Annotated in this window: 17 protein-coding genes; 9 read left to right on the top strand and 8 right to left on the bottom strand. The window is 67.8% G+C overall.

The window, feature by feature from the left end:
- The first annotated feature begins 108 nt into the window (after positions 1-108).
- From BG90_RS13915 to xth, 8 genes are all read left to right on the top strand, one after another.
- Positions 109-3,834, top strand: a complete 3,726-nt coding sequence (locus tag BG90_RS13915; RefSeq protein WP_010116237.1) for a nitrate reductase subunit alpha — start codon at positions 109-111, stop codon at positions 3,832-3,834.
- Positions 3,831-5,384, top strand: coding sequence for a nitrate reductase subunit beta (narH, locus tag BG90_RS13910; RefSeq protein WP_010116239.1), 1,554 nt, complete (start codon positions 3,831-3,833; stop codon positions 5,382-5,384). The genes BG90_RS13915 and narH overlap by 4 nt, the downstream gene beginning before the upstream one ends.
- The gene (gene narJ, locus BG90_RS13905) at positions 5,381-6,085 is read left to right on the top strand and encodes a nitrate reductase molybdenum cofactor assembly chaperone (RefSeq protein WP_010116241.1); all 705 of its coding nucleotides are present in this window, start codon (positions 5,381-5,383) and stop codon (positions 6,083-6,085) included. The genes narH and narJ overlap by 4 nt, the downstream gene beginning before the upstream one ends.
- Before the next feature lie 36 nt (positions 6,086-6,121).
- Positions 6,122-6,808 (top strand): respiratory nitrate reductase subunit gamma, encoded by a 687-nt coding sequence (gene narI, locus BG90_RS13900; RefSeq protein ID WP_010105052.1) that lies wholly within the window; start codon positions 6,122-6,124, stop codon positions 6,806-6,808.
- A gap of 150 nt (positions 6,809-6,958) precedes the next feature.
- The gene (locus tag BG90_RS13895; protein WP_010116243.1) at positions 6,959-8,893 is read left to right on the top strand and encodes a type IV pili methyl-accepting chemotaxis transducer N-terminal domain-containing protein; all 1,935 of its coding nucleotides are present in this window, start codon (positions 6,959-6,961) and stop codon (positions 8,891-8,893) included.
- Positions 8,894-8,916: 23 nt separating this feature from the next.
- Entirely contained in the window at positions 8,917-9,618 is a 702-nt protein-coding gene (locus tag BG90_RS13890; protein ID WP_010116246.1) for a response regulator, read from the top strand.
- 384 nt (positions 9,619-10,002) lie between these two features.
- Entirely contained in the window at positions 10,003-10,800 is a 798-nt protein-coding gene (locus tag BG90_RS13885) for an FkbM family methyltransferase (protein ID WP_232288886.1), read from the top strand.
- Between the two features lie 146 nt (positions 10,801-10,946).
- Positions 10,947-11,723 carry an exodeoxyribonuclease III gene (xth, locus tag BG90_RS13880; RefSeq protein ID WP_010116251.1) on the top strand — a complete coding sequence of 259 codons (777 nt, stop codon included), beginning with the start codon at positions 10,947-10,949 and terminating at the stop codon, positions 11,721-11,723.
- Positions 11,724-11,926: 203 nt separating this feature from the next.
- On the opposite strand, the gene ntrC is transcribed toward xth, so the two are convergent.
- The 3 genes from ntrC to glnA form a co-directional block, all read right to left on the bottom strand.
- The gene (ntrC, locus tag BG90_RS13875) at positions 11,927-13,456 is read right to left on the bottom strand and encodes a nitrogen regulation protein NR(I) (RefSeq protein ID WP_010116263.1); all 1,530 of its coding nucleotides are present in this window, start codon (positions 13,454-13,456) and stop codon (positions 11,927-11,929) included.
- A 37-nt stretch (positions 13,457-13,493) separates the two neighbouring features.
- A complete protein-coding gene (gene glnL, locus BG90_RS13870; protein ID WP_010105082.1) occupies positions 13,494-14,636 on the bottom strand; it encodes a nitrogen regulation protein NR(II) in 1,143 nt (380 codons plus the stop codon).
- Positions 14,637-14,802: 166 nt separating this feature from the next.
- On the bottom strand, positions 14,803-16,218 hold the full coding sequence (gene glnA / locus BG90_RS13865) for a type I glutamate--ammonia ligase (protein WP_025989908.1): 1,416 nt from the start codon (positions 16,216-16,218) through the stop codon (positions 14,803-14,805).
- Between the two features lie 395 nt (positions 16,219-16,613).
- Between glnA and BG90_RS13860 the strand changes: the two genes are divergently transcribed.
- A complete protein-coding gene (locus tag BG90_RS13860; protein WP_010116266.1) occupies positions 16,614-17,078 on the top strand; it encodes a rhodanese-like domain-containing protein in 465 nt (154 codons plus the stop codon).
- Positions 17,079-17,281: 203 nt separating this feature from the next.
- Here the strand turns inward: BG90_RS13860 and BG90_RS13855 are convergent, their stop codons facing one another.
- The 5 genes from BG90_RS13855 to hrpA form a co-directional block, all read right to left on the bottom strand.
- Complete coding sequence (locus BG90_RS13855) at positions 17,282-18,100, bottom strand: competence/damage-inducible protein A (protein ID WP_010116267.1); 819 nt, start codon at positions 18,098-18,100, stop codon at positions 17,282-17,284.
- Positions 18,097-18,930, bottom strand: coding sequence for an EI24 domain-containing protein (locus tag BG90_RS13850; RefSeq protein ID WP_010105086.1), 834 nt, complete (start codon positions 18,928-18,930; stop codon positions 18,097-18,099). Before BG90_RS13850 ends, BG90_RS13855 begins: the two co-directional genes overlap by 4 nt.
- 542 nt (positions 18,931-19,472) lie before the next feature.
- On the bottom strand, positions 19,473-20,462 hold the full coding sequence (locus tag BG90_RS13845) for a sterol desaturase family protein (protein WP_010105087.1): 990 nt from the start codon (positions 20,460-20,462) through the stop codon (positions 19,473-19,475).
- A 19-nt stretch (positions 20,463-20,481) separates the two neighbouring features.
- Entirely contained in the window at positions 20,482-21,474 is a 993-nt protein-coding gene (locus tag BG90_RS13840; RefSeq protein WP_010105088.1) for a YVTN family beta-propeller repeat protein, read from the bottom strand.
- A 101-nt stretch (positions 21,475-21,575) separates the two neighbouring features.
- A complete protein-coding gene (gene hrpA, locus BG90_RS13835; RefSeq protein WP_045568175.1) occupies positions 21,576-25,718 on the bottom strand; it encodes an ATP-dependent RNA helicase HrpA in 4,143 nt (1,380 codons plus the stop codon).
- Positions 25,719-25,732 lie beyond the last annotated feature (14 nt).

Below are 25,732 nucleotides of genomic sequence, written 5' to 3'. Positions count from 1 at the left end.
CATCGGCGAATGGGCGCGCAAGCGCGCGCGCCGTAATCTCGGAGTGTCCCCTGACACAAGCATTCGCAGCACCCTGGGCGACCGCGGATGCGCTTGGAGAAACACACGATGAGTCATTTTCTGGATCGGCTGAAGTTCATGTCGCGCGTGAAATCCACGTTCTCCGACGGCCACGGCGCCGTCGTCGACGAGGATCGGCGCTGGGAAAACGGCTACCGCAGCCGCTGGCAGCACGACAAGATCGTCCGCTCGACGCACGGCGTGAACTGCACCGGCTCCTGCTCGTGGAAGGTCTATGTGAAGAACGGCCTCATCACGTGGGAAACCCAGCAGACCGACTATCCGCGCACCCGCGCCGACCTGCCGAATCACGAGCCGCGCGGCTGCCCGCGGGGCGCGTCGTACAGCTGGTACGTCTACTCCGCGCAGCGCGTCAAGTATCCGATGATCCGCGGCCGCCTGATGGAGATGTGGCGCGAGGCCCGCAAGACGATGGACCCGATCGCCGCGTGGGAATCGATCAGCCAGAACCCCGAAAAGGCGCGCCGCTACAAGAGCGTGCGCGGCCTCGGCGGCTTCGTGCGCGCGGACTGGAACACCGCGACCGAGATCATCGCCGCCGCGAACGCGTACACGATCAAGCGCTACGGGCCGGATCGCGTCGTCGGCTTCTCGCCGATCCCGGCGATGTCGATGGTGTCGTACGCGGCGGGCGCGCGCTATCTGAGCCTCATCGGCGGCGCGTGCCTGTCGTTCTACGACTGGTATTGCGACCTGCCGCCCGCGAGCCCGCAGGTGTGGGGCGAGCAGACCGACGTGCCCGAATCGGCGGACTGGTACAACTCGAGCTACCTGCTCGTCTGGGGCTCGAACGTGCCGCAGACGCGCACGCCCGACGCGCACTTCTACACCGAGGTCCGCTACAAGGGGACGAAGACGGTCGCGATTTCGTCCGACTACGGCGAGATGGTCAAGTTCGGCGACATCTGGCTCGCGCCGAAGCAAGGCACCGACGCCGCGCTCGCGATGGCGATGGGCCACGTCGTGCTGAAGGAATTCCACGCGGCCGGCAAGTCCGCGTACTTCCGCGACTACGTGAAGCAGTACACCGACATGCCGATGCTCGTGCTGCTGCGCGAGCGCGACGGCATGCGCGTGCCCGATCACTTCCTGCGCGCGTCGCATCTCGCCGATTCGCTCGGCGAAGCGAACCATCCCGAATGGAAGACGCTCGCGATCGACGCCGCGACGGGCGACATCGTCGCGCCGAACGGCTCGATCGGCTTTCGCTGGGGCGAAGCCGCGCACAACGGCGGCGAGAAGGTCGGCCGCTGGAATCTCGAAATGAAGGACGGCGGCAGCGGCCGCGCGATCGATCCGAAGCTCTCGCTCGTCGACGCGCACGACGAAGTCGTCGAAGTCGGCTTCCCCTACTTCGGCAGCGAGCACGAGTCGCTGCTCGCGCGCCGCGTGCCCGCGAAGCGCGTTGCGCTCGCCGACGGCACGACCGCGCTCGTCGCGACCGTCTACGACCTGCAGATGGCGAACTACGGCGTCGACCAGGGCCTGGGCGGACCGAACGTCGCGGCGAGCTTCGACGACGACGTGCCGTACACGCCCGCGTGGCAGGAAAAGCACACGGGCGTCGCGCGTCATCTCGTGATCCAGGTCGCGCGCGAATTCGCCGACAACGCGGACAGAACGCGCGGCAAGAGCATGGTGATCGTGGGCGCGGCACTCAACCACTGGTATCACAACGACATGATCTACCGCGGCATCATCAACCTCCTGATGATGTGCGGCTGCATCGGCCAGAGCGGCGGCGGCTGGGCGCACTACGTCGGCCAGGAGAAGCTGCGTCCGCAGTTCGGCTGGGCGCCGCTCGCGTTCGCGCTCGACTGGTCGCGCCCGCCGCGCCAGATGAACGGCACGTCGTTCTTCTACAGCCACACGAGCCAATGGCGTCATGAAAAGCTCGCGGTCGACGAGATCCTCGGGCCGACCGCCGATCGTTCGAAGTACGAAGGCATGACGCTGCTCGATCTGAACGCGAAGTCCGAGCGGATGGGCTGGCTGCCGTCGGCGCCGCAGCTCGGCCGAAATCCGCTCGACGTCGTCGACGAGGCGGAGCGCGCGGGCAGGGAGCCCGTCGCATACGCGGTCGAGCTGCTGAAGAGCGGCAAGCTCGCGTTCGCGTGCGACGATCCCGACAACCCCGCGAACTTCCCGCGCAACATGTTCGTGTGGCGCTCGAACATTCTCGGCAGCTCGGGCAAGGGCCACGAGTACTTCCTCAAGTATCTGCTCGGCACGCAGAACGCGCTCTTCAGCGACGAGGCCGATGCGCTGAAGCCGTCCGAAGTGAAGGTGCGCGACGCGGCCGAAGGCAAGCTCGATCTGCTCACGGTGCTCGACTTCCGGATGAGCACGACGTGCCTGTACGGCGACATCGTGCTGCCGACCGCGACCTGGTACGAGAAGGACGACCTCAACACGTCGGACATGCATCCGTTCATCCACCCGCTGTCCGAAGCCGTGCAGCCGCTGTGGGAGAGCAAGACCGACTGGGAGATCTACAAGGCGATCGCGAAGAAGTTCAGCGAGATCGCGGGCCCGTACCTCGGCACGCGGCGCGACCTCGTCTGCACGCCGCTGCTGCACGACACGCCGGGCGAGCTCGGCCAGCCGTTCGAGCCGAAGGACTGGCGTCGCGGCGAATGCGACCTGATCCCCGGCAAGACCGCGCCGTCGATGACGGTCGTCGAGCGCAACTACGGCGACATCCACAAGAAGTTCACGTCGATCGGGCCGCTCCTCGACAAGCTGGGCAACGGCGGCAAGGGAATCAACTGGAGCACCGAGCACGAAGTGAAGGAGATCGGCGCGCTGTCCGACACGGTCGCCGAGCCCGGCGTGAGCCGCGGCCGCCCGCGCCTCGACACGGCGATCGACGCGGCCGAGATGATCCTCACGTTCGCGCCGGAAACGAACGGCCACGTCGCGGTGAAGGCATGGGACGCCCTCTCGAAGATCACGGGCCGCGATCACGCGCATCTCGCGGTCGGCCGCGAGCACGACAAGATCCGCTTTCGCGACGTGCAGGCGCAGCCGCGCAAGATCATCTCGGCGCCGACCTGGTCCGGCCTCGAATCGGAGGAAGTCAGCTACAACGCCGGCTACACGAACGTCCACGAGCTGATTCCATGGCGCACGCTGACGGGCCGCCAGCAGTTCTATCAGGACCACCGCTGGATGCTCGACTTCGGCGAAGGCTCGTGCGCGTACCGGCCTGCGATCGACACCAAGACGGTCGCGCCGCTGCACAAGCGGATGTCGAACGGCCAGCCGGAACTCGTGCTGAACTGGATCACGCCGCACCAGAAATGGGGCATCCACTCGACCTACTCGGACAACCTGCGGATGCTGACGCTGTCGCGCGGCGGCCCGCACGTGTGGATCTCGGAGGTCGAAGCGCAGCAGGCGGGCATCCGCGACAACGACTGGGTCGAGGTGTTCAACGTGAACGGCACGCTGACCGCGCGCGCGGTCGTGTCGCAGCGCGTGCCGGCCGGCATGTGCCTGATGTACCACGCGCAGGAAAAGATCGTGAACGTGCCGGGCGCGGAGACGAGCGGCAAGCGCGGCGGGATTCACAACTCGGTCACGCGCACCGTGACGAAGCCGACGCACATGATCGGCGGCTACGCGCAACAGGCATACGGCTTCAACTACTACGGGACGGTCGGCAGCAACCGCGACGAATACGTGATCGTGCGCAAGATGAACCGGGTGGACTGGCTCGAAGAGCCGCTTAACGAAGGAGCAGCACAATGAAGATCCGCGCACAAGTGGCGATGGTGCTCAATCTCGACAAATGCATCGGATGCCACACCTGCTCCGTCACCTGCAAGAACGTGTGGACGTCGCGCGACGGCGTCGAGTACGCGTGGTTCAACAACGTCGAGACGAAGCCGGGCGTCGGCTACCCGCGCGAGTGGGAAAACCAGGACAAGTGGCAAGGCGGCTGGAAGCGCAACGACGCAGGCAAGCTCGAGCCGCGCCAGGGCGGCAAGCTGAAGATCCTCGCGAACATCTTCGCGAATCCCAACCTCCCCGGCATCGACGACTACTACGAGCCGTTCACGTACGACTACGCGCATCTGCAGAACGCGCCGCTGTCGCAGACGCCGCCGACCGCGCGCCCGGTCTCCGCGATCACCGGCCAGAAGATGGACAAGATCGAATGGGGGCCGAACTGGGAAGACGACCTCGGCGGCGAGTTCAAGTCGCGCGGCCGCGACAAGCTGTTCGAGGACGTGCAGAAGGAGATGTACTCGACGTTCGAGAACACCTTCATGATGTACCTGCCGCGTCTTTGCGAGCACTGCCTGAATCCGACCTGCGTCGCGTCGTGCCCGTCCGGCTCCGTCTACAAGCGCGAGGACGACGGCATCGTGCTCGTCGACCAGGACAAGTGCCGCGGCTGGCGGATGTGCATCTCGGGCTGCCCGTACAAGAAGATCTACTTCAACTGGCAGACCGGCAAGGCCGAGAAGTGCGTGTTCTGCTTCCCGCGCATCGAGGCCGGGCAGCCGACCGTCTGCTCGGAAACCTGCGTCGGCCGCATCCGCTATCTCGGCGTGATGCTGTATGACGCGGACCGCATCGAGCAGGCGGCGTCGGTCGCCGATCCGCAGAAGCTCTACGAAGAGCAGCTCGCGGTGTTCGTCGATCCGCACGATCCGGCGATCGAGCGTCAGGCGCTCGCCGACGGCGTCCCGCAAAGCTGGATCGACGCGGCGAAGCGCTCGCCCGTCTACCGGATGGCGTGCGAATGGAAGGTCGCGTTCCCGCTGCATCCGGAATACCGGACGCTGCCGATGGTCTGGTACGTGCCGCCCCTGTCGCCGATCCAGGGCGCCGCGCAGTCGGGCCACATGGGGATGAACGGCGTGATCCCCGACGTGCGCAGCCTGCGCATTCCGCTGCGCTATCTCGCGAACCTGCTGACGGCGGGCGACGAAGCGCCGGTCGCCGCGGCGCTCGACCGGATGCTCGCGATGCGCGCGTACAAGCGCGCGCAGACCGTGCACGGCGAGCACGACGCGCAGGTGCTCGCGCAAGTCGGACTCACCGCCGAGCAGATCGAGGACATGTATCAGTTGATGGCGATCGCGAACTACGAGGACCGCTTCGTGATTCCGTCGTCGCACAAGGAAATGGCCGAAGACAGCTTCGACGAGAAAGGCAGCTGCGGCTTCTCGTTCGGCAACGGCTGCTCGGGCGGCACGTCGGACGGCACGCTGTTCGGCCGCAAGAAGGAAACGGCGGTGTCGTACGCGGCGCTGCCGACCGTCACGCGCAAGAAAGCGAGCGCCGCATGAGCGCGTCGCACGAGGAAAACGTCATGTCGATCTATCCGATTCTGTCCGCCCTGCTGATCTATCCGGAGCAGGCGTTGCTCGACGCGCTGCCCGACGTCGAGCGCGCGCTCGACGCGTTCCCCGACGCACGGGAGGCGCTCGCGCCGCTCGTCGCGTCGCTGCGCGCGACGCCCTTGATCGAGCTGCAGGAACGCTATGTCGCGACGTTCGACCGCACGCCGTCGCATTCGCTGCATCTGTTCGAGCACGTGCACGGCGAGAGCCGCGACCGCGGCCAGGCAATGGTCGATCTGCTCGACGAATACCGCCGTCACGGCTTCGAACCGGTCGGCAACGAGCTGCCCGACTACGTGCCGCTCTTCGTCGAATTCCTCGGCGCGATCGCCGATGACGGCGACGGCGAGCACGCGGCGCGCCTGCTCGGCGATGCGATCGACGTGCTCGCCGCGCTCGGCGAGCGCCTCGCTCGCGCGCAGAGCCCGTATGCGGCCGCGTTCGCGGTGCTGCGCGCGCTGAGCCCGGTCGAGCCGCGGCCCGTGGCCGAGCCGCCGCCGCGCACGATGGACGAGGCGCTCGAGCGCTTCGGCCCCGGCCACGACGGCGTCGAGCCGCTGCTCGCGCCCGCGGCGAACGCGCCGCTCGCGCAGCCGATCCGCTTTCATCCGCCGCGCCGCGCGGCGACGCCCGCTCCCCGCGCGTGACGCGGGGGCGTCGCGAACCCGTTTCGAGGTCACGTCATGGATTATCTGAATAGTTTCGTCTACGGCATCTATCCGTACATCGCCGCCGCCATCTTCCTGTTCGGCAGCCTCGCGCGCTTCGAGCGCGAGCAATACACGTGGAAGTCCGACAGCTCGCAGCTGCTGCATCGCGGCGCGCTGCGCACGGGCAACATCCTGTTCCACGTCGGCGTGCTCGGGCTGTTCTTCGGGCATCTCGTCGGGCTGCTCACGCCCGTCGCGGTATGGGACGCGCTCGGCGTCACCCATCATCTCAAGCAGCTCGTCGCGATGACGGCGGGCGGCGTGATGGGCTCGCTCGCGCTCGTCGGCCTCGTGATCCTGCTGCATCGGCGCCTGACGAACGCGCGCATCGCCGCCGTCACGCGACGCGGCGACAAGGTGCTGCTCGCGTGGCTGCTGATCACGCTCGTGCTCGGGCTGTCGACGATCCTCGAATCGGCGAGCCACACCGACGGCCATCTGATGGTGCAATTGATGACGTGGGCGCAGCACATCGTCACGTTCCGCGGCGACGCGGCGAGCTTTGTCGCCGATGCGCCGTGGCTCTTCAAGGCGCATCTGTTCATGGGCATCTCGCTCTTCGCGATCTTCCCGTTCACGCGGCTCGTCCACGTGTGGAGCGGCTTCGCGTCGGTCACGTATGTCGGCCGCGCATGGCAGCTCGTGCGCGCGCGCCGCTAGGGTCCGCTCACGTTTCACGCGGGAGGGTCGGAGCCAATCGGTCGCGGCGCGCCGGCGGGTGTGCCGCGATGCCTCACGCGCCGCTATGTCGCAGCTGGAGCGCAACATTCGGCAGGACAATTGTCATGTCCAAAAAAATCATGACGTGCTATGGCTCCCGCCCTCCCCGACTCCGCCGCCCCGTGGCGGCACCGCCTGTCGACGCGAATCGTCGCGCTGTCGGCGATCGCGTGGGCGCTCGTCCTCGCGATGGTGGGCGGCACGCTATGGCTGTCGTGGCAGCTCGAAGGCGCGGGCGCGGCGATCAACGATGCCGGCAGCCTGCGGATGCGCGCGACGCGCACGTACGTCGAGCTGTCGGGCGCGGGCATCGAGCCGCAGCGCCAGCTCGCGGCCGAAGTCGACGCGGTCGACGGCACGCTCGCGCGGCTGCGCCGCGGCGATCCGTCGCGGCCCCTGTTCCTGCCGAACACGGCCGTCGTCCAGCATCAGCTCGACATCGTCACCGATCGCTGGAACGCCGCGCTGCGACCGCTCGCCGCAGCGGCGCTGGCGGGCGCGCCGGAACCTGACGCGGCCGCCGCCTATCTCGTCGCGCTGCCGGACTTCGTCGACGAAGCCGATCTGCTCGTGCGCGAGATCGAATCGGACAACGCGCGCAAGACGACTTGGCTGCGCCTGTCGCAGATCGGGCTCGGTCTGCTCGCGTGCTCGGGCACCGTCGCCGTCATCTACCTGCTGTTCCTGTGGATCATCCTGCCCGTGATGCAGCTGCGCGACGGCCTGAAGCGCATGGCCGCGCGCGAATTCGCCGTGCGGCTGCCCGTGCAGACGCGCGACGAGTTCGGCGATCTCGCGCGCGGCTTCAACCGGATGGCGAGCGAACTGCAGGAGCTGTACGCGGGGCTCGAAGAGCGCGTGCAGCAGAAGACCGCGCAGCTCGCCGCGCAGAACCGCGAACTCACCGCGCTCTACGAAATCACCGCATTCCTGAACCGCCCGCAGGCCGTCGACGCGTTGTGCGCGGGCTTCCTGTCGCGCGCGATCGCGCAATTCGACGCCGACGCGGGCAGCATCCGCGTCACCGATCCGGCGGGCGAGAAGCTGCATCTCGTGATCGCCGAAGGATTGTCGGCCGAGCTCACCGAGCTCGAACGCTGCATGCCGGTCGACGACTGCTTCTGCGGCACCGCGACGCGCGCGGAGACGGCCGTGCTGCACGACCTGCGCGGCAGCGCCGCACGCGCGCCGACGCCGTGCTCGCGCGAAGGCTTCGCGGCCGTCGCCGTGTTCAAGGTGATGACGCAGGACGCGGTGCTGGGCTCGTTCTCGCTGCACTACCGCGACGCGTCGCGGCTGCCCGACGCCGAGCGGCGCGTGCTCGAAACGCTCGGCCGCCATCTCGGGATCGCGCTCGATCACGTGCGTCTGTCCGCGAGCGCGCGGCAGCTCGCCGTCGCCGAAGAGCGCAATCTCGTCGCACAAGGGCTGCACGACAGCATCGCGCAGAGCCTCAATTTCGTGAACCTGCAGACGCAGATGCTCGGCGACGCGATCGCGCACGACAACCTCGTCGATGCGCGCGAGATCGTGCCGATGCTCAGGCACGGCGTCGAGCAGAGCTACGCGGACGTGCGCGAGCTGCTCCTCAACTTCCGCACGCGCCTCACGCAAGGCGAGCTGAAGGCGGCAATCGAGGAAACGATCGCGCGCTTCGAGAAGCAGACGCGCATCGCATGCGATCTCGACTATCGCGAGACGGGCGGCGCGCCGCTGCCGCCCGACGAGCAGTTGCAGGTGCTGTTCATCCTGCAGGAAGCGCTGTCGAACGTGCGCAAGCACGCGCATGCGCGGCACGTCGCGGTCGAGGTCGAGAACGGCGCCGCGTTCAGGCTGTCCGTCGCCGACGACGGCTGCGGCTACGATCCGGCCGCGCTCGCCGCGCGCGCCGACACGCACGTCGGACTCACGATCATGCGAGAGCGCGCCGCCCGCCTGCGCGCGACGCTCGCGTTGACAGGCGCGCCGCAGCGCGGCGCGCGCATCGAGCTGGTGTTGCCGGCCGACGCGCGACAGGCGGCATAGACACAAGAACGAGGACAAGCATCATGACCATACGCGTACTGTTGATCGACGACCACACGCTCTTTCGCAGCGGCGTCAAGCTGCTGCTGCAACGCCAGCCGGATTTCGAAGTCGTCGACGAAGCGTCCGACGGCGTCGAAGGCGTGAAGCGCGCGAAGCAGCATCAGCCCGACGTGATCCTGCTCGACCTGAACATGCCGGGGCTGTCCGGACTCGAGACGCTGCAGCTGCTCGTGCAGGACGTGCCGTCGGCGCACGTCGTGATCCTCACGGTGTCGGAGGACGCCGAAGAGCTGACGACCGCGCTGCGCGACGGTGCGTGCGGCTTCCTCGTGAAGAACATCGACGCGGAAACGCTCGTCGCGGGCATTCGCAAGGCGGCCGCGGGCGAGCCCGTGATCGCCGAAAGCATGACCGCGAAATGGATCGCGAGCCTGCGCGCGCCGCAGGCGGCGACACGGCTCGCGCAGGCCGCCGCGCCCGCCCCCGTCGCGCATGCGTCGGTCGATCCCGACCAGTTGACGCCGCGCGAGCACGACATCGTGCGCGCGCTCGCGCGCGGCACGAGCAACAAGGAAATCGCGCGCGAGTTCGACGTCGCCGAGAGCACGGTGAAGATCCACGTGCAGAACATCCTGAAGAAGCTGAATCTGACGAGCCGCGTGCAGATCGCGGTCTATGCGGTCGAGCGCGGGCTGACCACGCCGCATCCGGCCGAGGCATGACGCGACGCCAAACGGCTGCGCGCGAACGCGCATTGCCGTGACGCCCGCGCAGCGATGCGTCGCGCCGCATCCATTCGCGAACGACGACGCGCCCGCACCGGTCCTCGTTCTTCTTTCGCACAACGAGAAAACACCCGCGAGAGAAAACGCGCGCGGGCCGTCGCCCCGCTCCGCCACGCGCCGAAGCCCCCGAAAGAAAGACGCTCACCTCGCCAACCATGCGCATCCCTAACGAACGCGCCCGCCCGGCGACGGCCTGCCGAAAGCCATGAAAGGGGCATGCAACATGCGCGAATCCGGCGATATCGACCGCCACAACTCCTGTGATACGATCGCCCGGCGACAAGTAAAAACATCTTTGACGACCATAGGGACGAGGACAAGGTGGAGAACTCTGCTAGCCGCGCCAAACTGATACAGATTCGCGAATTGCTCGATATCGGGGCCGTCAGGTTCGACTTCGAAGCGCTGCTCGAATACCACTATCGGAAGTGGGTGAAGCAAGGCGACACGATCATCGACATTGGTGCGCATATCGGTCGCCATCTCGGACCTCTCGTCGACTGCATCGGGCCGAGCGGCACCGCGCTCGGCTTCGAGCCGCTGCCGTTCGCCTACGAGATCCTGCGCCAGAAATTCGCGAACACGCCCAACGTCCAGTTGCTCAATCTTGCACTGAGCAATCAGCCGGGCACGGCGTCGTTCACGTATGCGCAGGGCACGCCGGAAGAAAGCGGCTTGCGCCAGCGTCAATTCAATCTGCCCGACGCCGCGAATCCCACGCAGATCGACGTCACCGTCAGCACGCTCGATGCGCACACCACCGATCTCAAGTCGCTCGCGTTCATGAAGATCGACATCGAAGGCGGCGAGATCGACTGCCTGCACGGCGCGCAGGTCACGCTGAACCGATTCCGTCCGCTCGTGTCGGTCGAATACGGACGGCCGTCGTACAGCGCATACGGCAACACGGCCGAAACGCTGTTCGATTTCGCGCAGCATCACGGATACGTGCTGTACAGCATCTTCCTCACGCCGTTCGAGACGCGCGAAGACTGGAAGTTCGGCTGCGACTACGTGTGCTGGGACTACTTCATGGTCCCCGACGAAAAGCGCGCCGAATTCGACAGCGCGATGGCCGGCAACGCGGCCGCGCTCGCGCGCATGGCGTCGCCCGCCTGATCGCCCCGCCTTCCCTGCCTCGACAGGCGGCCGCCGTCCGCGACGCCGGCCGCCCGCCCCTTCCCTCCGATACGCAACCACGCTTTCCGGTCGCCGCGGGCGGCTCGCGGTAAGATGACGGCCTTACGCATCCTGCCGATCCGCCCATGAGAATTGCCACCTGGAACGTCAACTCCCTGAACGTGCGCAAGCAACACGTGCTCGACTGGCTCGCGCAGAGCGACGTCGACGTGCTGTGCCTGCAGGAGCTCAAGGTCCCCGACGAGAAATTCCCGCGCGCCGATCTCGAAGCGGCCGGCTACCGCAGCTGGTTCACGGGCCAGAAGACCTACAACGGCGTCGCGATCCTCGCGCGCGCGAGCCTGCCGTTCGGCGAGACGAACGTCGTGCGCAACATCCCCGGCTTCGAAGACGCGCAGCAGCGCCTGATCGCCGCGACGATCGACGGCGTGCGGATCGTGTCCGCGTATTTCCCGAACGGCCAGGCGCCCGACTCGGACAAGTTCGTCTACAAGATGCAATGGCTCGACGCGCTGCAGGCGTGGTTGAAGGACGAGATGCAGCGCTACCCGAAGCTCGCGCTGCTGGGCGACTACAACATCGCGCCCGAGGATCGCGACGTGCACGATCCCGCGAAATGGGAAGGCCAGAACCTCGTGTCGCCGCAGGAGCGCGCGCACTTCGCGCAGCTTCTCGCGCTCGGCTTCGTCGACGCGTTCCGCCGCTTCGATCAGCCGGAGAAGACGTTCACGTGGTGGGATTACCGGATGCTCGCGTTCCGCCGCAACGCCGGGCTCCGGATCGACCACATCCTGCTGTCGCCCGCGCTCGCCGACACCTGCACGAGCTGCACGGTCGACCGCGTGCCGCGCACGTGGGAGCAGCCGTCCGATCACACGCCCGTCGTCGCGCAGATCGGCTGAGCTCGCGCACGGCAATCGTCGCGCGCGTCGATGCTCGGCGGCGCCGCGCGCGACGATGCGGCGCGTGCGCCGAGCGCCGCATCATCGAGCCCGCATCGGCGAACGCATCGCCATCCAACGCAAACGGGGCGCTCGAGGCGCCCCGTTTTCTCTTGTCGATCGATGCGGGCGCCGCATGCGGGCCCGCATCGCGTCGCATCGGATCACGACTCGAGGTGCAGCTCCTGGATCTTGCGCGTGATCGTGTTGCGGCCGATGCCGAGCCGTTCCGCCGCCTCGACCTTGCGGCCGCGCGTGAAGTCGAGCGCCTCGCGGATCACCGCGGCTTCGAAGCGGCGCGCGAGCGCATCCATCACGTCGGCCGAGTTCTCGCGCAGCAAGCGCGCGACCTCGGTGCGCAGCCCGTGCTCCCACAGCGGATGTCCGGCGGTCATGCCCGCCGCCGCAGGCGCGCTCGCCACGACGGGCGCGGCGACGGCCACGCTGGCCGCCTGCGGCTCGCCCGCGCCGTTGCCGGCGACGGACGTGTTTGCGATCACCACGGCGTCCGCCGGCGCCACGCCGCCCGACGCCGTCTGCGTCGCGACGAGATCGGGCGGCAGGTCCTTGATCTCGACCGTCTGCGCGGGCGCCATCACCGTCAGCCAGTTCGCGAGGTTCTCGAGCTGCCGGACGTTGCCCGGAAACGGCAGCGACGTCAGGTACGCGAGTGCCTCGTCCGACACGCGCTTCGGCTCGACGCCCAGGTCGCGCGCGCTCTTCTGCAGGAAGTGGCGCGTGAGGAGCGCAATGTCCTCGCTGCGTTCGCGCAGCGGCGGCAGCCGCAGCCGGATCACGTTCAGCCGGTGATACAAGTCCTCGCGGAACAGGCCCTGCCGCACGCGCGCCTCGAGATTCTGGTGCGTCGCCGCGATCACGCGCACGTTCGCGCGCAGCGGGCTGTGGCCGCCGACGCGATAGAACTGCCCGTCCGACAGCACGCGCAGCAGGCGCGTCTGCAGATCGAACGGCATGTCGCCGATTTCGTCGAGGAACAGCGTGCCGTTCTCGGCCTGCTCGAAGCGGCCCTGGCGCGTCGTCTGCGCGCCCGTGAACGCGCCGCGCTCGTGGCCGAACAGTTCGGACTCCAGCAGGTCCTTCGGGATCGCCGCCGTGTTGAGCGCGATGAACGGCCCATTCGCACGCGGGCTGTGCCGATGCAGCGCGCGCGCGACGAGCTCCTTGCCGGTGCCCGACTCGCCCGTGATCAGCACGGTCGCGGCCGAATGCGACAGCCGCCCGATCGCGCGGAACATGTCCTGCATCGCGGGCGCCTGGCCGAGCATCTCGGGCGCTTCGGCGAGCTTGTCGTCGTCGGGCACGCCGCCGCGCAGGCTCTCTTCGACCGCCCGCCGGATCAATTCGACCGCCTTGTCGACGTCGAACGGCTTCGCGAGGTATTCGAACGCGCCGCCCTGAAACGCCGCGACCGCGCTGTCGAGATCCGAGAACGCCGTCATGATGATGACGGGCAATCCCGGCAGCCGGTCGTGCATCGCCTGCAGCAGCTCGAGTCCCGAGCCGCCCGGCATCCGGATGTCGGATACGAGCACCTGCGGCGTTTCCTGTTCGAGCGCGGCGAGCGCTTCGCGCACGTTCGCGAAGCTCCTCGTCGCGAAGCTCTCGCGCGCGAGCGCTTTCTCGAGCACCCAGCGGATCGATTGGTCGTCGTCTACTATCCAGATCGGCTTCATGGTCGGTCAGAGGTATGGAGAATCGCTGCGCCGCCGCTCAATGATCGAGCGGCAGCAAAATCTGAAATTCGGTGCGGCCCGGCCGGCTGTCGACTTCGATCATCCCGTCGTGCTGCTGGATGAACGTCTGCGCGAGCGTGAGCCCGAGCCCGCTGCCGTCGTCGCGGCCGGACACGAGCGGATAGAAGATCCGGTCGCGAATGTCGTCGGGAATGCCGGGGCCGTTGTCGATCACGTGCAAGTCCAGTGCCAGCTTGTACAGGCGCTTCGCGATCGTCACCTTGCGCGCGATGCGCGTGCGCAACTCGATCCGCGCGTCGCCCTGCGCGATCCGCTCGCGCAGCGCCTGCGCCGCGTTGCGCACGATGTTCAGGAGCGCCTGGATCAGCTGCTCCTTGTCGCCGCGCAGATCGGGCACGCTCACGTCGTAGTCGCGCTCGATCGTGAGGCCGCGCGGGAATTCCGCGAGCATCACGGCGCGCACCCGCTCGCACACTTCGTGGATGTTCACGTCGCCGACGATGTGCGGATGGCGATGCGGCTCGAGCAGACGATCGACAAGCGTCTGCAGCCGGTCCGATTCCTTGATGATCACCTGCGTGTACTCGCGCAATTCGTCGCGCTCGCGCTCGCCGAGCTCGAACTCGAGCAGCTGCGCGGCGCCGCGGATCCCGCCGAGCGGGTTCTTGATCTCGTGCGCGAGATTGCGGATCAACTGCTTGTTGACGGCCGTGAGGTCGTGGATCCGCTCCTCGCGGTCGGTGCGCGACTGCCGCTCGTTCTCGAACAGCTCGACGAGCACGAAGTCGGGCGCGCCTTCGAGAAAGCCGACGATCGCGTGCACGTGCAGCGGCTCGCGGCCCGGGCGGTCGAGCACGGTGTCGAGATGGGTCGCATGAAACCGCTCTTCGCCGATCGCGGTGATCGTCGTCGCGAGCTCGCTCGCGTTCGGGAAGATCTCGCCCCACGGCATCTGCGACAACTGCCGGCGCGAGATGTCGAGCATCGCCTCCGCCGACGGATTGGCGAACGCGATCCTGAGCGTGCGCCGGTCGAGCACGAGCACGACCGTCGGCAACGCTTCCAGCCCCGTGAGGAGCCCCGAGCGCACGAGCCGGTCGTCGTCCGACAGGCGCTCCGGGTGGCCGGCCCTGGCCTTGATCAGATTCTTCAGAACCATCTTGCGTGGATGCCGTGTCAAAAACCGCCGTGACGGGCGGAACAAAAAAGGGACGGCGTCACGCCGTCCCCTTCCAAGGTCCGATGCCTGCGCGCACAGCTGCCGCGCGAAGGCCGGTCGGCGCCGCGGCGCTTCGTCCGCCGACGAGACGAAGCGCCATCGCCGCTTACAGCGAGTAGTACATCTCGAACTCGACCGGATGCGTCGTCATGCGGAACTTCGCGAGCTCCTGCTCCTTCAGACCGAGGTACGCATCGATCATCGCGTCCGTGAACACGCCGCCGCGCGTGAGGAACTCGCGGTCCTTGTCGAGTGCTTCGAGCGCCTGGTCGAGGCCCGCGCACACGGTCGGGATCTTTGCATCCTCTTCCGGCGGCAGGTCGTACAGGTTCTTGTCCGCGGCCTCGCCCGGATGGATCTTGTTCTGGACGCCGTCGAGACCCGCCATCATCAGCGCCGAGAAGCACAGGTACGGGTTCGCCATCGGGTCCGGGAAGCGCGTTTCGATGCGGCGGCCCTTCGGGTTCGACACGTGCGGAATGCGGATCGACGCCGAGCGGTTGCGCGCCGAGTACGCGAGCTTCACGGGCGCTTCGAAGTGCGGCACGAGACGCTTGTACGAGTTCGTCGTCGGGTTCGTGATCGCGTTCAGCGCGCGCGCGTGCTTGATGATGCCGCCGATGTAGAACAGCGCGAATTCGGACAGGCCGGCGTAGCCGTTGCCCGCGAACAGGTTCTGGCCGTCCTTCCAGATCGACTGGTGCACGTGCATGCCCGAGCCGTTGTCGCCGACAACGGGCTTCGGCATGAACGTCGCCGTCTTGCCGTACGTGTGCGCGACGTTAAGGACGATGTACTTCAGCTGCTGCGTCCAGTCGGCGCGCTGCACCAGCGTCGAGAACTTCGTGCCGATTTCGTTCTGGCCCTGGCCCGCCACTTCGTGGTGGTGCACTTCGACCGGAATGCCGATCTGCTCGAGCAGCAGGCACATTTCCGAGCGCATGTCCTGGAACGAATCGACCGGCGCGACCGGGAAGTAGCCGCCCTTCACGCCCGGACGGTGGCCCGTGTTGCCGCCCTCGAATTCCTTCGCCGACGACCACGGCGCTTCTTCCGAGCCGATCTTCACGAAGCAGCCCGACATGTCCGTGTTCCACTGGACCGAGTCGAAAATGAAGAATTCCGGCTCCGGACCAAAGTACGCGGTGTCGCCGAGACCCGAGCTCTTCAGGTACGCTTCAGCGCGCCGCGCGAGCGAGCGCGGATCGCGCTCGTAGCCCTTGCCGTCCGCCGGCTCGACGACGTCGCAGGTCAGAACGAGCGTCGACTCTTCATAGAACGGATCGATGAAGGCGGTGTCCGGATCCGGCACGAGCAGCATGTCCGACGCCTCGATGCCCTTCCAGCCCGCGATCGACGAACCATCGAACGCGTGACCGCCTTCGAACTTGTCTTCGTCAAACGCCGACACCGGCACCGACACGTGCTGTTCCTTGCCGCGCGTGTCCGTGAAGCGGAAATCGACAAACTTGACGTCCTCGTCCTTCACGAGCTGCATGACGTCGGCGACGGTTTTACTCATAACCTCTTCTCCTGATTGAACAAATCCGGCGGACTGGGACCGCCTCGTTAAGCGAGCTGCTGAGCGCAGCGTTCTTTGCCGCGTACAACCGATTCGAACGGGATCTATATAGCAGCTTCCATGCCATGCATGCGCCAGATCGGCGCGAAACGCGCGAGACCGCGCCCCGTCAGGGCCGGGGCGCGCTCTTTCGGGGCTTCGGTGCGCCCGGACGCTGCCGAAGACGCACTTCCATTGTGCAAAACAAAGCTAGGCACACTCGAAAATCACACTTTTGGTGCTTGCAGCGCATTCTGCACCTTTTTGGTGACGATCGCACATCGGCGACATTGCCGGCCGTCGCCGCGCGCCCGGCACGCTAGAATGTTTTTTTGATCCGCAGGAGACCTCCCGCCATGAGTACGCTTGAACAGCTTTACGCGCAGGCCGACACGCGCCGCGCGCAAGGCAACCTGAACTACGCGGGCGCGCTCTCGCCCGCCGAGGCCTTCGAACTGCTGCAGCTCGATCGGACCGCGCGCCTCGTCGACGTGCGCACCCGCGCGGAGCTCGATTGGGTCGGTCGCCCGCTCGTCGGCGACGGCCAATACGCGCACGTCGAATGGACCCGCTATCCGGGCGGCGTGCCGAATGCGGAATTCATCGACCAGCTGCGCACGGTCGTGCAGCCCGATCAGCCGGTCCTGTTCCTGTGCCGAAGCGCCGCGCGCTCGAAGCTCGCCGCGGTCGCCGCTGCGCAGGCCGGCTTCACGAAGGCGTTCGATCTGCTCGAAGGATTCGAAGGTGCGAAAGACTCGCAAGGGCACCGGAAGACCGTCGACGGCTGGTGCCACCGCGGCCTGCCCTGGATCGGCGCATGACGCGTCACACGCATCGCCGCCCGCCATCGTCGGGCCGGCCGATGACACGGCGATGACGGGCGGCGCCGGCGCGGCCTGCGTGCGCCAACGCGGTGCGGCACGGCGCGACGCCCGTCGGCGACGCCGTGCGTCCGGCCCGCATCCCGCCAGCCGGCCTGCTTCTCTTTCTTGTCGGCCGCCGGCTCGTCGACCGTCCGCCCGGCTCAGCCGTGCTGCGGCATGGCCGGCTCGACGATGTCGCCGCCGAGCAGATGCACGCCTTCGCGCAGCTTCACGAACGCGGCCGCGACCGCTTCCGGCTCGCCCTTCACGCCGAGATCGATGTGCCGGCGCGCGTAGATCCCGCCCTTCTCCGCGTCGCCGACGCTCGGCAGGCTGAACACCCGCACGCCCGGGAAATCGCGCTCGATCTTCTCCATCAGCGGCGTCAGCGTCGATTCCGGCAGCTCGAACACATACAGCGAACGCTCGGCATGCGGCGTCGCATGGTGCAGGTGCACGTACTTCGTGTCGAGCACCCATTCGATCATCGGCCACGCCATCACCGGAAAGCCCGGCACGAAATGGTGATCGCCGCACGAGAAGCCCGGAATCCGGTTGTAGCCGTTCGGGATGATCGTCGCGCCGCGCGGGAACACGCCCATGTTGAAGCGGTGCCGGTTCTCGGGCGAATCGAGATCGACGGGCTTCGTCGAATCAGCATGCGTTTCGCGGATCCGCTCCTCGATCAGCGCCTTCGCCTCCGGATGCAGCTCGAGCGGCGCGCCGAGCGCCGCGGCCGCGCACTGGCGCGTGTGGTCATCGGGCGTCGCGCCGATCCCGCCCGTCACGAACACGATGTCGCCCGACGCGAACGTGCGCTCGAGCGTCGCCGTGATCCGCGCGGGATCGTCGCCGACGTACTCGGCCCAGCCGAGCGCGAGCCCGCGCGCGCCGAGGAGCTCGATCACCTTGGCGAGATGCTTGTCTTGGCGGCGCCCGGACAGAATCTCGTCGCCGATGATGATGATGCCGATGGTCATGCTTGCCTCGTCGATTCGATGGATGTCGCGCTCGCGGCCGCCGCGCGCTGGTCCTGCAGCGCGCGCAGGCAATAGAAGCCGAACCACAGCGCCGAGAACACCAGGATGAATGCGTAGACCCAGATCATCGCGGCGGCGACGAACGGAAACAGCACCATCATCCAGATCGACGACACCCAGATGAAGGTCGGCACCGTGCCGAGCAGCCCGCTCGCGACGCCGATGCCGAGGAGCGGCCAGCGATGCTTGCGCACGAGCGCGCGGCGCTCGTCGACGCTCGCGTGCAGCGCGAGCGCGTCGTAGGTCATCACGCGGTACGTGAGCCAGCCCCAGATCACGGGCGGCAGCAGTGCGAAGAACGGCGGAATCAGCCACAGCGGCACCGTGACGATCAGGAGCACGATGCTCGCGAGCGCGGCCCACAGCGAATTGAACACGCTGCCGAACCAGCTGCCGCCCCGCTTCATCTCGAGCGACGCGAACTGGCGCTTCGACAATTGGGTCACGACGGCGGGCATCGAGAGCGTCGCGATCAGCAGCAGCACGGTCAGCACGATGAGCGGGATCGCGAGCGACACGACGACGAACGGCGCGACGACCGCATGCAGCTGCGACGCGCCGATCGCGGCGAAGAACTTGTAGAGGAGCGCCGTCAGCGCGAAGCCGTCGAGCGCCGCGCGCGCGGCGTCGACGAGCGGCTGCCACGCGAACCAGAGCACGACGCCCCAGAGCACCGCGGCGACGATAAACGGCATGAAGGTGAGCCAGAGCATCCGCGGGTGCAGCGCACTCGCGAGCGCCCGGCCGAAGGAGCGCAGCAGGTCGTTCATGCGGGACGGATCATCGATCGAGAATGATGGGGGAAGCTCGGCAAGGATAAACCACGCGGCGCGCATGCGGCAAAACGGGGCGGTAGCGGGACGAGGCGATGCGGACCGGAGAAACGCGCGCGCTCCGCGGCGCTCGGTGACGGCGGCGGCAGGAATCGCCGCGGCTCGCGATCGACGACGCGACGGCTGGCAGCCGGCAAACGACGCCGGCCGCATCGCGACCCGGTGCGGAAAACGATCCGCCCAGGCATTCCGTATCCGTACGACAACCGCGGCTGCGTGCACGCCGCCGCGCGCAAAAAACGGCCAGACGACGCCTAAAAGCGAATGCACCGACGGAAACCGTCAAGAAACGAACGCATATCGCCGCTCGGCGCAGCGTGGGAGAGAGAAACGACCGACTTCGCGCCGCCGACGAGCCAATCGAAAAACCTCGTCCGCAGCGCAACGCGCGACACGGCACGCAAAACATGCGCCCCGCCGCGCACCGCCCCAACCGAGCCGTCACGACGCGCCGCCCGCCCGCGCCCGCCGCCCGCCGCTTACGCCGAAGCCGCGCCGCGCGGCTTCTTCGGCGCGAGCCGCCGCGCGATCCGCATGAACGCGAGCCCGTGCTGCGCCCAGAAGCCGTCGCCGTACGACACGCCGTCGTACTGCTCGCGGATGCCGGTCGGCTCCAGCGCACGGCTCCACGACGCGGTGCGGAACAGCATGTCCCACCACGGGAACAGCACGCCGAAGTTGCAGCCGTACTTCGTGCCCTCGTGGCCGTAGCCGACCGCGTGATGCCGACGATGGAACGTCGGGCTGACGAAGAGCCGCTCGCCGAGCCGGCCGAACGACAGCCGCGCGTTCGTATGCTGGATGCTCTGCACGAAGTTCGTGACCGCGGTCAGCACGACGAACTGCGACGGCGACACGCCGATCACGAGCGCGATCGCCGCGAAGAAGCACGCCTGGATCACGTCGTCGAGCAGATGGTTGCGATCGTCGCACCAGAGCGACATCTGGCGCTGGCTGTGATGCACGGCGTGCAGCTCCCACCAGACGCCGATCCGGTGCTGCCAGCGGTGATACCAGTAGCCGGCGAAATCGAGCACGATCAAATAGATCGCGAACGCGACGATCGGCTTCGACGTGACGCCCGGCCACAGGTAGTCGAGATTGACGTTGGAAATCCCGAAGAGGCGCAGCCACGCCTGGAAGTTGTCGAAGAGCGGCTGCATCGCGAAGAAGAAGAACAGGTTGAAGATGCCGAGCTTCGCGATCAGCGTGTAGATCACGTCGACGCGCGCCTCCTTGCGGTTCGCCCATTGCTCGACGGGACGCAGCGCCTCGAGCGGGCGCAGCAGCACGTACATCGCGACGACCTGCAGCGCGCCGACGATCACCCAGTAGAGCGCGTCGTACGTATCCTCGTCGTAGTCCATCAGGCCGACCTTGAACATCACCGGCTGCACGACATCGACGTACAGCCAGGTCTGCAGATCGGACACGAAGCCGTCGAGCGCGGCGACGATCATGTGCAGCATGAACCGCTCTCCCGCCGCGTCAGGCGCCGTTCGGCGCCGTCCACGGCGCCCGATCGTAGAAATAGATCCCGTGCGGCGAACGGCCGACCGAAATCGTCTGGATCAGCTTGCGGCTCGGCAGGTCGATCACGCCGACCTTCTTCGCGAAGCGGAACGTCACCCACAGCGTCTTCTTGTCGGCGGACAGCTCCATGTCGTCCGGGCCGGGCAGCAGGCCCGTGATGTCGCCGACGTTCGTCAGCGCGTTCTCGTCGATGATGCTGATCGTGTTCGCGACCCGGTTCGTCACGGCGACGTGCGTGCCGTCCGCGAGCGAGCGGAAGTTGTGCGCGCCGTTGCCGGTCTGGATCGTCTTCACGATCTTCTGGTTGCGCCAGTCGACGACGGCGACGTAGTCGGCGCCCGTCATCCCGATCAGCACGTACTTGTCGCCGGGCGTGAGCCAGAGGCCCGCCGGCACCTTGCCGACCTTCATCTTCCACTTGACCGTCTGCGTCGCGAGGTCGATCGCGGCGAGCTCGCCCGACACCTGCAGCGACACGAGCACCGTCTTGCCGTCCTTCGTGAACGCGAGATGGCTCGGCATCACCTCGAGCGGCACGCGCTTGGCGAGCTTCAGGTCACGGCCGTCGTAGCGGTAGATGTCGACGCGGTCGAGCCGCAGGCCCGCCGCGACGAACCACTTGCGGTCGGGCGAGAAGCCGAGCTGGTACGGATCGTCGATCCCCTCGAGCGTGCGCTGCGGCTTGCCCGTCTTCGGATCGAGGAACATCAGGCTGTTGGACACCGAGTTCGCGACGATCAGCGACGAATTGTCGGGCGTCGCCATCAGATGGTGCGGCTCCTTGCCGGTGGGATACTGACCGACGACCTGGCGGGTGTTCTCGTCGATCAGCGAGAGCGTCGCTTCGGCCGAATTCAGCACGATCACGTTGTTCGCGAAGGCGGCGACGGGCGCCGCCACGGCGGCGGCAAGCGCGAGCGTGCGGCCGAGGGAAAGGAAATTGCGCATGAAGACTCACGTCGTGGGACTGGCGTGATTGTAGAACGCGCGAGAACGCCTCCGGTTGACGTCCCGCGCCCAAGTGTGAACCCGCATACTCTGAACCGCGTTCAGCGCTGCATCGACTCCCACACTTTGTAGAGCCGCTTGACCGACACGGGCATCGGCGTGCGCAGCTCCTGCGCGAAGAGCGAGATCCGCAGCTCTTCGAGGAGCCAGCGAAACTCGGCGAGCCGCGCGTCCGCGACGCCGCCGCGCTGCGCGACCGCCCGCTGATAGTGCTGCGCGAGCGGCTGCAGCTCGGCGAACTGGCGCGCGTCGCGCGCGGGATCGGCCTTCAGCTTGTCGATCCGCAGCGCGATCCCCTTCAGGTAGCGCGGGAAGTGCGCAAGCTGCGCGTAAGGCGTGTCGACGACGAAGCGCTTGCCGACGAGCGCCGCGAGCTGGCCCTGCATGTCCGCGTGCGCGGCCGGAAACGGTTTCGCCTGCGCGAGCTTCTTCGCGAGCCCCGCGTATTCGGCGAGGATCTGCCCGACGAGCCGCGCAATCTCCTGCGCGAGCAGGTTGAGGCGGCTCCTGCCCTCGTCGCGGCGCGCGTGGAAGCTCGCGTCGTCGGCGGGCAGCGGGTCCTGCAGGCATGCGCGGTCGAGCGCCGTCGCGATCAGCTGGTCGCGCAACTCGTCCTGCGTGCCGACCGACATGTACTGCATCGCCATCTCGCGCAGCCCCGGCAGGTTCTTCTCCAGATACTTGATCGGCTCCTTCAACTGCAGCGCGAACAGGCGCCTGAGGCCCGCGCGGTGGATCCGCGCCGCTTCCTCGGGCGAATCGAACACTTCGACGTCGCAATGCGCGCCGCGATCGACGAGCGCCGGATAGCCGAACAGCGTCTCGCCGCGCCGGCGGATCTCGAGCAGCTCGGGCAGCTTGCCGAAATTCCAGGTCGTCAGATTCTCGTAGAGCGCGGTCGCGCCGGCTTCGGCCGCCCCCGCGCCCGCTTGCGCCGCGGATTGCGCGGCGGCGCGCGGCGACGCGCCGCCGTGCGCGCCCGGCCGTGCGCCGGCAGTCGCCGTCGCCGCCGCCGCCGTGGCCATGCCCATGCCCTCGCCCGCCGGCGCCAGCGTCGCGGCGGCGGCGATCTTCTGGAAGTGCTGCTGCGCCTGCGCGCCCAGCTCCGCACGCAGTTGCGCGAGATTGCGCCCCATCGCGAGCTGCCGGCCGTGCTCGTCGATCACCTTGAAGTTCATGAACAGGTGCGCGGGCAGCGTCTCGAGCTTGAAATCGGACGTCTTCGTCGCGATCTGCGTCTCTCCGCGGATGTCGGCGATCAGCCCCTCGACGAGGCCGCCCGCGCCGAAGCGCTCGGCGCCCACGCGCTCGACGAAGCCCGCCGCATACTCGGGCAGCGGCACGCAGTGGCGGCGCAGCTTCTGCGGCAGCGACTTCAGCAACAGCTGCACCTTCTCCTTCAGCATCCCCGGCACGAGCCACTCGGCGCGGCGCGCGTCGACCTGGTTCAGCGCGAAGAGCGGCACCGCGAGCGTCACGCCGTCGCGCGGCGCGCCGGGCTCGAAGTGATAGGACAGCGCCATCTCGACGCCCGCCATCGTCGCGCGCTTCGGGAACAGGTCGGTCGTCACGCCGGCCGCCTCGTGGCGCATCAGGTCGTCGCGCGACAGATACAGCAGGCGCAGCTTGTCTTCCGGCTGGCCGCTCTTCTTCACCTCGTCGCGATACCAGCGCTCGAACGCGACGCCCGTGTGGATGCCCGCCGGAACCGTCTGATCGTAGAACGCGTAGATCAGCTCGTCGTCGACGAGCACGTCCTGCCGGCGCGACTTGTGCTCGAGCTGCTCGATGTCGGCGAGCAGCTTGCGGTTGTGCGCGAAGAACGCGAGCTTCGTGTCGAACTCGCCGCCGACGAGCGCGCCGCGGATGAACAGCTCGCGCGCCCGCGCCGGATCCTGCCGGCCGAACGCGACGCGCCGCCGGTGATAGACGGTGAGCCCGTACAGCGTCGCGCGCTCGAACGCGGAAACCTGCGCGGGGCGCTTCTCCCAGTGCGGCTCCGACAGCGACTTCTTCAGCAGGTGCGCGCCGATCCGCTCGATCCATTCCGGCTCGATCTTCGCGATGCAACGCGCGTACAGCCGGCTCGTCTCGACGAGCTCGGCCGCCATCACCCAGCGTCCCGCCTTCTTCACGAGCGCGGAGCCCGGCCACAGATGGAACTTGATCCCGCGCGCGCCGAGGTAGTGCGGCTCGTCGTCGGCCTTGAAGCCGATGTTGCCGAGAAGGCCCGTCAAGAGCGACAGGTGGATCTGCTCGAACGTCGCATCGGCCTCGTTGAGCCGCCAGCCGTGCTCGCGCACGACGGTCAGAAGCTGCGAGTGGACGTCGCGCCATTCGCGCAGCCGCAGATGCGACAGGAAGTTCTGCCGGCACGCGTCGACGAGCTGCCGGTTCGACTTCTTGTGCGCGACCGCCTCCTCGAACCACGCCCAGATCTTCAGCCACTGGAGGAATTCGGAGCGCTCGTCGGCGAAGCGCCGGTGCGCCTGGTCGGCCTGCTCCTGCGCGTCGAGCGGGCGATCGCGCGGGTCCTGCACGGACAGCGCGCTCGCGATCACGAGCATTTCCCGCAATGCCTGCTGGTCGCGCGCGGCGAGAATCATCCGGCCGACGCGCGGATCGAGCGGCAGCCGCGCGAGCTCGCGGCCGAGCGGGGTGAGCGCGTTGTCGTCGTCGACCGCGCCGAGCTCGTTCAGCAACTGGTAGCCGTCCGCGATCGCGCGGCCGGGCGGCGGCTCGATGAACGGAAACGACTCGATCGCCGACAGATGCAGCGACTTCATCCGCAGGATCACCGACGCGAGCGACGAGCGCAGGATTTCCGGATCGGTGAAGCGCACGCGAGCGGCGAAGTCGCTCTCTTCATAGAGACGGATGCAGATGCCGTCGGCGACGCGGCCGCAGCGGCCCGCGCGCTGGTTCGCGGCCGCCTGCGAGATCGACTCGATCTGCAACTGCTCGACCTTGTTCCGATACGAATAGCGCTTCACGCGCGCCAAGCCCGTATCGACGACGTAGCGGATGCCCGGCACCGTGAGCGACGTCTCGGCGACGTTCGTCGCGAGCACGATCCGGCGCGCGTTCGACGGCTTGAACACGCGCTCCTGCTCGGCCGCCGACAGCCGCGCGAACAGCGGCAGGATTTCGGTGTGCGGCGGATGGTGCTTGCGCAGCGCCTCGGCCGCGTCGCGGATCTCGCGCTCGCCGGCCAGGAACACGAGCACGTCGCCCGGGCCTTCGCGGCACAGCTCGTCGACCGCGTCGACGATGCCGTCCATCAGGTCGCGCTCCGCCTCGCGCGCGGTCTTCGCGCGGTCGCGGCCGGACGCCGCGCCCTCCGCGTGCCGCACGGCGGCCGGCCGGTCGTCGGCGATCGGCCGGTAGCGGACTTCGACCGGATACAGCCGCCCGCTCACCTCGATCACGGGCGCGGGCCGCTCGTCGCTGCCGAAATGGCGCGCGAAGCGATCGGCGTCGATCGTCGCCGACGTGACGATCAGCTTCAGGTCCGGCCGCTTCGGCAGGATCTGCTTCAGATAGCCGAGCAGGAAGTCGATGTTGAGGCTGCGCTCATGCGCCTCGTCGATGATCAGCGTGTCGTACGCCGTGAGGAGCGGATCGGTCTGCGTCTCGGCGAGCAGGATGCCGTCCGTCATCAGCTTGACGGACGCGCCCGGCGCGAGGTTGTCGGTGAACCGCACCTTGTAGCCGACCACTTCGCCGAACGGCGTGCCGAGCTCCTCGGCGATGCGGCGCCCCGTCGACGACGCCGCGAGCCGCCGCGGCTGCGTGTGGCCGATCAGGCCCGCGCCGCCCGCGCCGACGCCGCGGCCGAGCGCGAGGCAGATCTTCGGGAGCTGGGTCGTCTTGCCCGAGCCCGTCTCGCCGCAGACGATCACGACCGGGTGATCGGCAATCGCGCGCGCGATCTCGTCGCGCCGGCCCGATACGGGCAGGCTCTCGGGAAACGTGATCGGCGGAACGGGATTCGGCGCGACGCGCGCACGCGGCGGCCGGGCGGCCTGGGGAACGGATTCGCGGCGCTCGGCGCTCGGCGCGCGCTCCTGCGCGGGCGCCGTCCGCGGCGGACGCGGCGGCCGGCCCGCCCCCGCCCCCGCGGGCCGCGGCTCGCCCGGCGTGCCCGCACGTTTTTGCGCGGGACTTTTAGGTACATTCGACATGGGGGCGCATTATA

This window comes from Burkholderia oklahomensis C6786, from assembly GCF_000959365.1.
Classification (GTDB): Bacteria; Pseudomonadota; Gammaproteobacteria; order Burkholderiales; family Burkholderiaceae; genus Burkholderia; species Burkholderia oklahomensis.
Note: the sequence above shows the minus strand (reverse complement) of the source record. Positions and strands in the feature narration are given on the sequence as shown.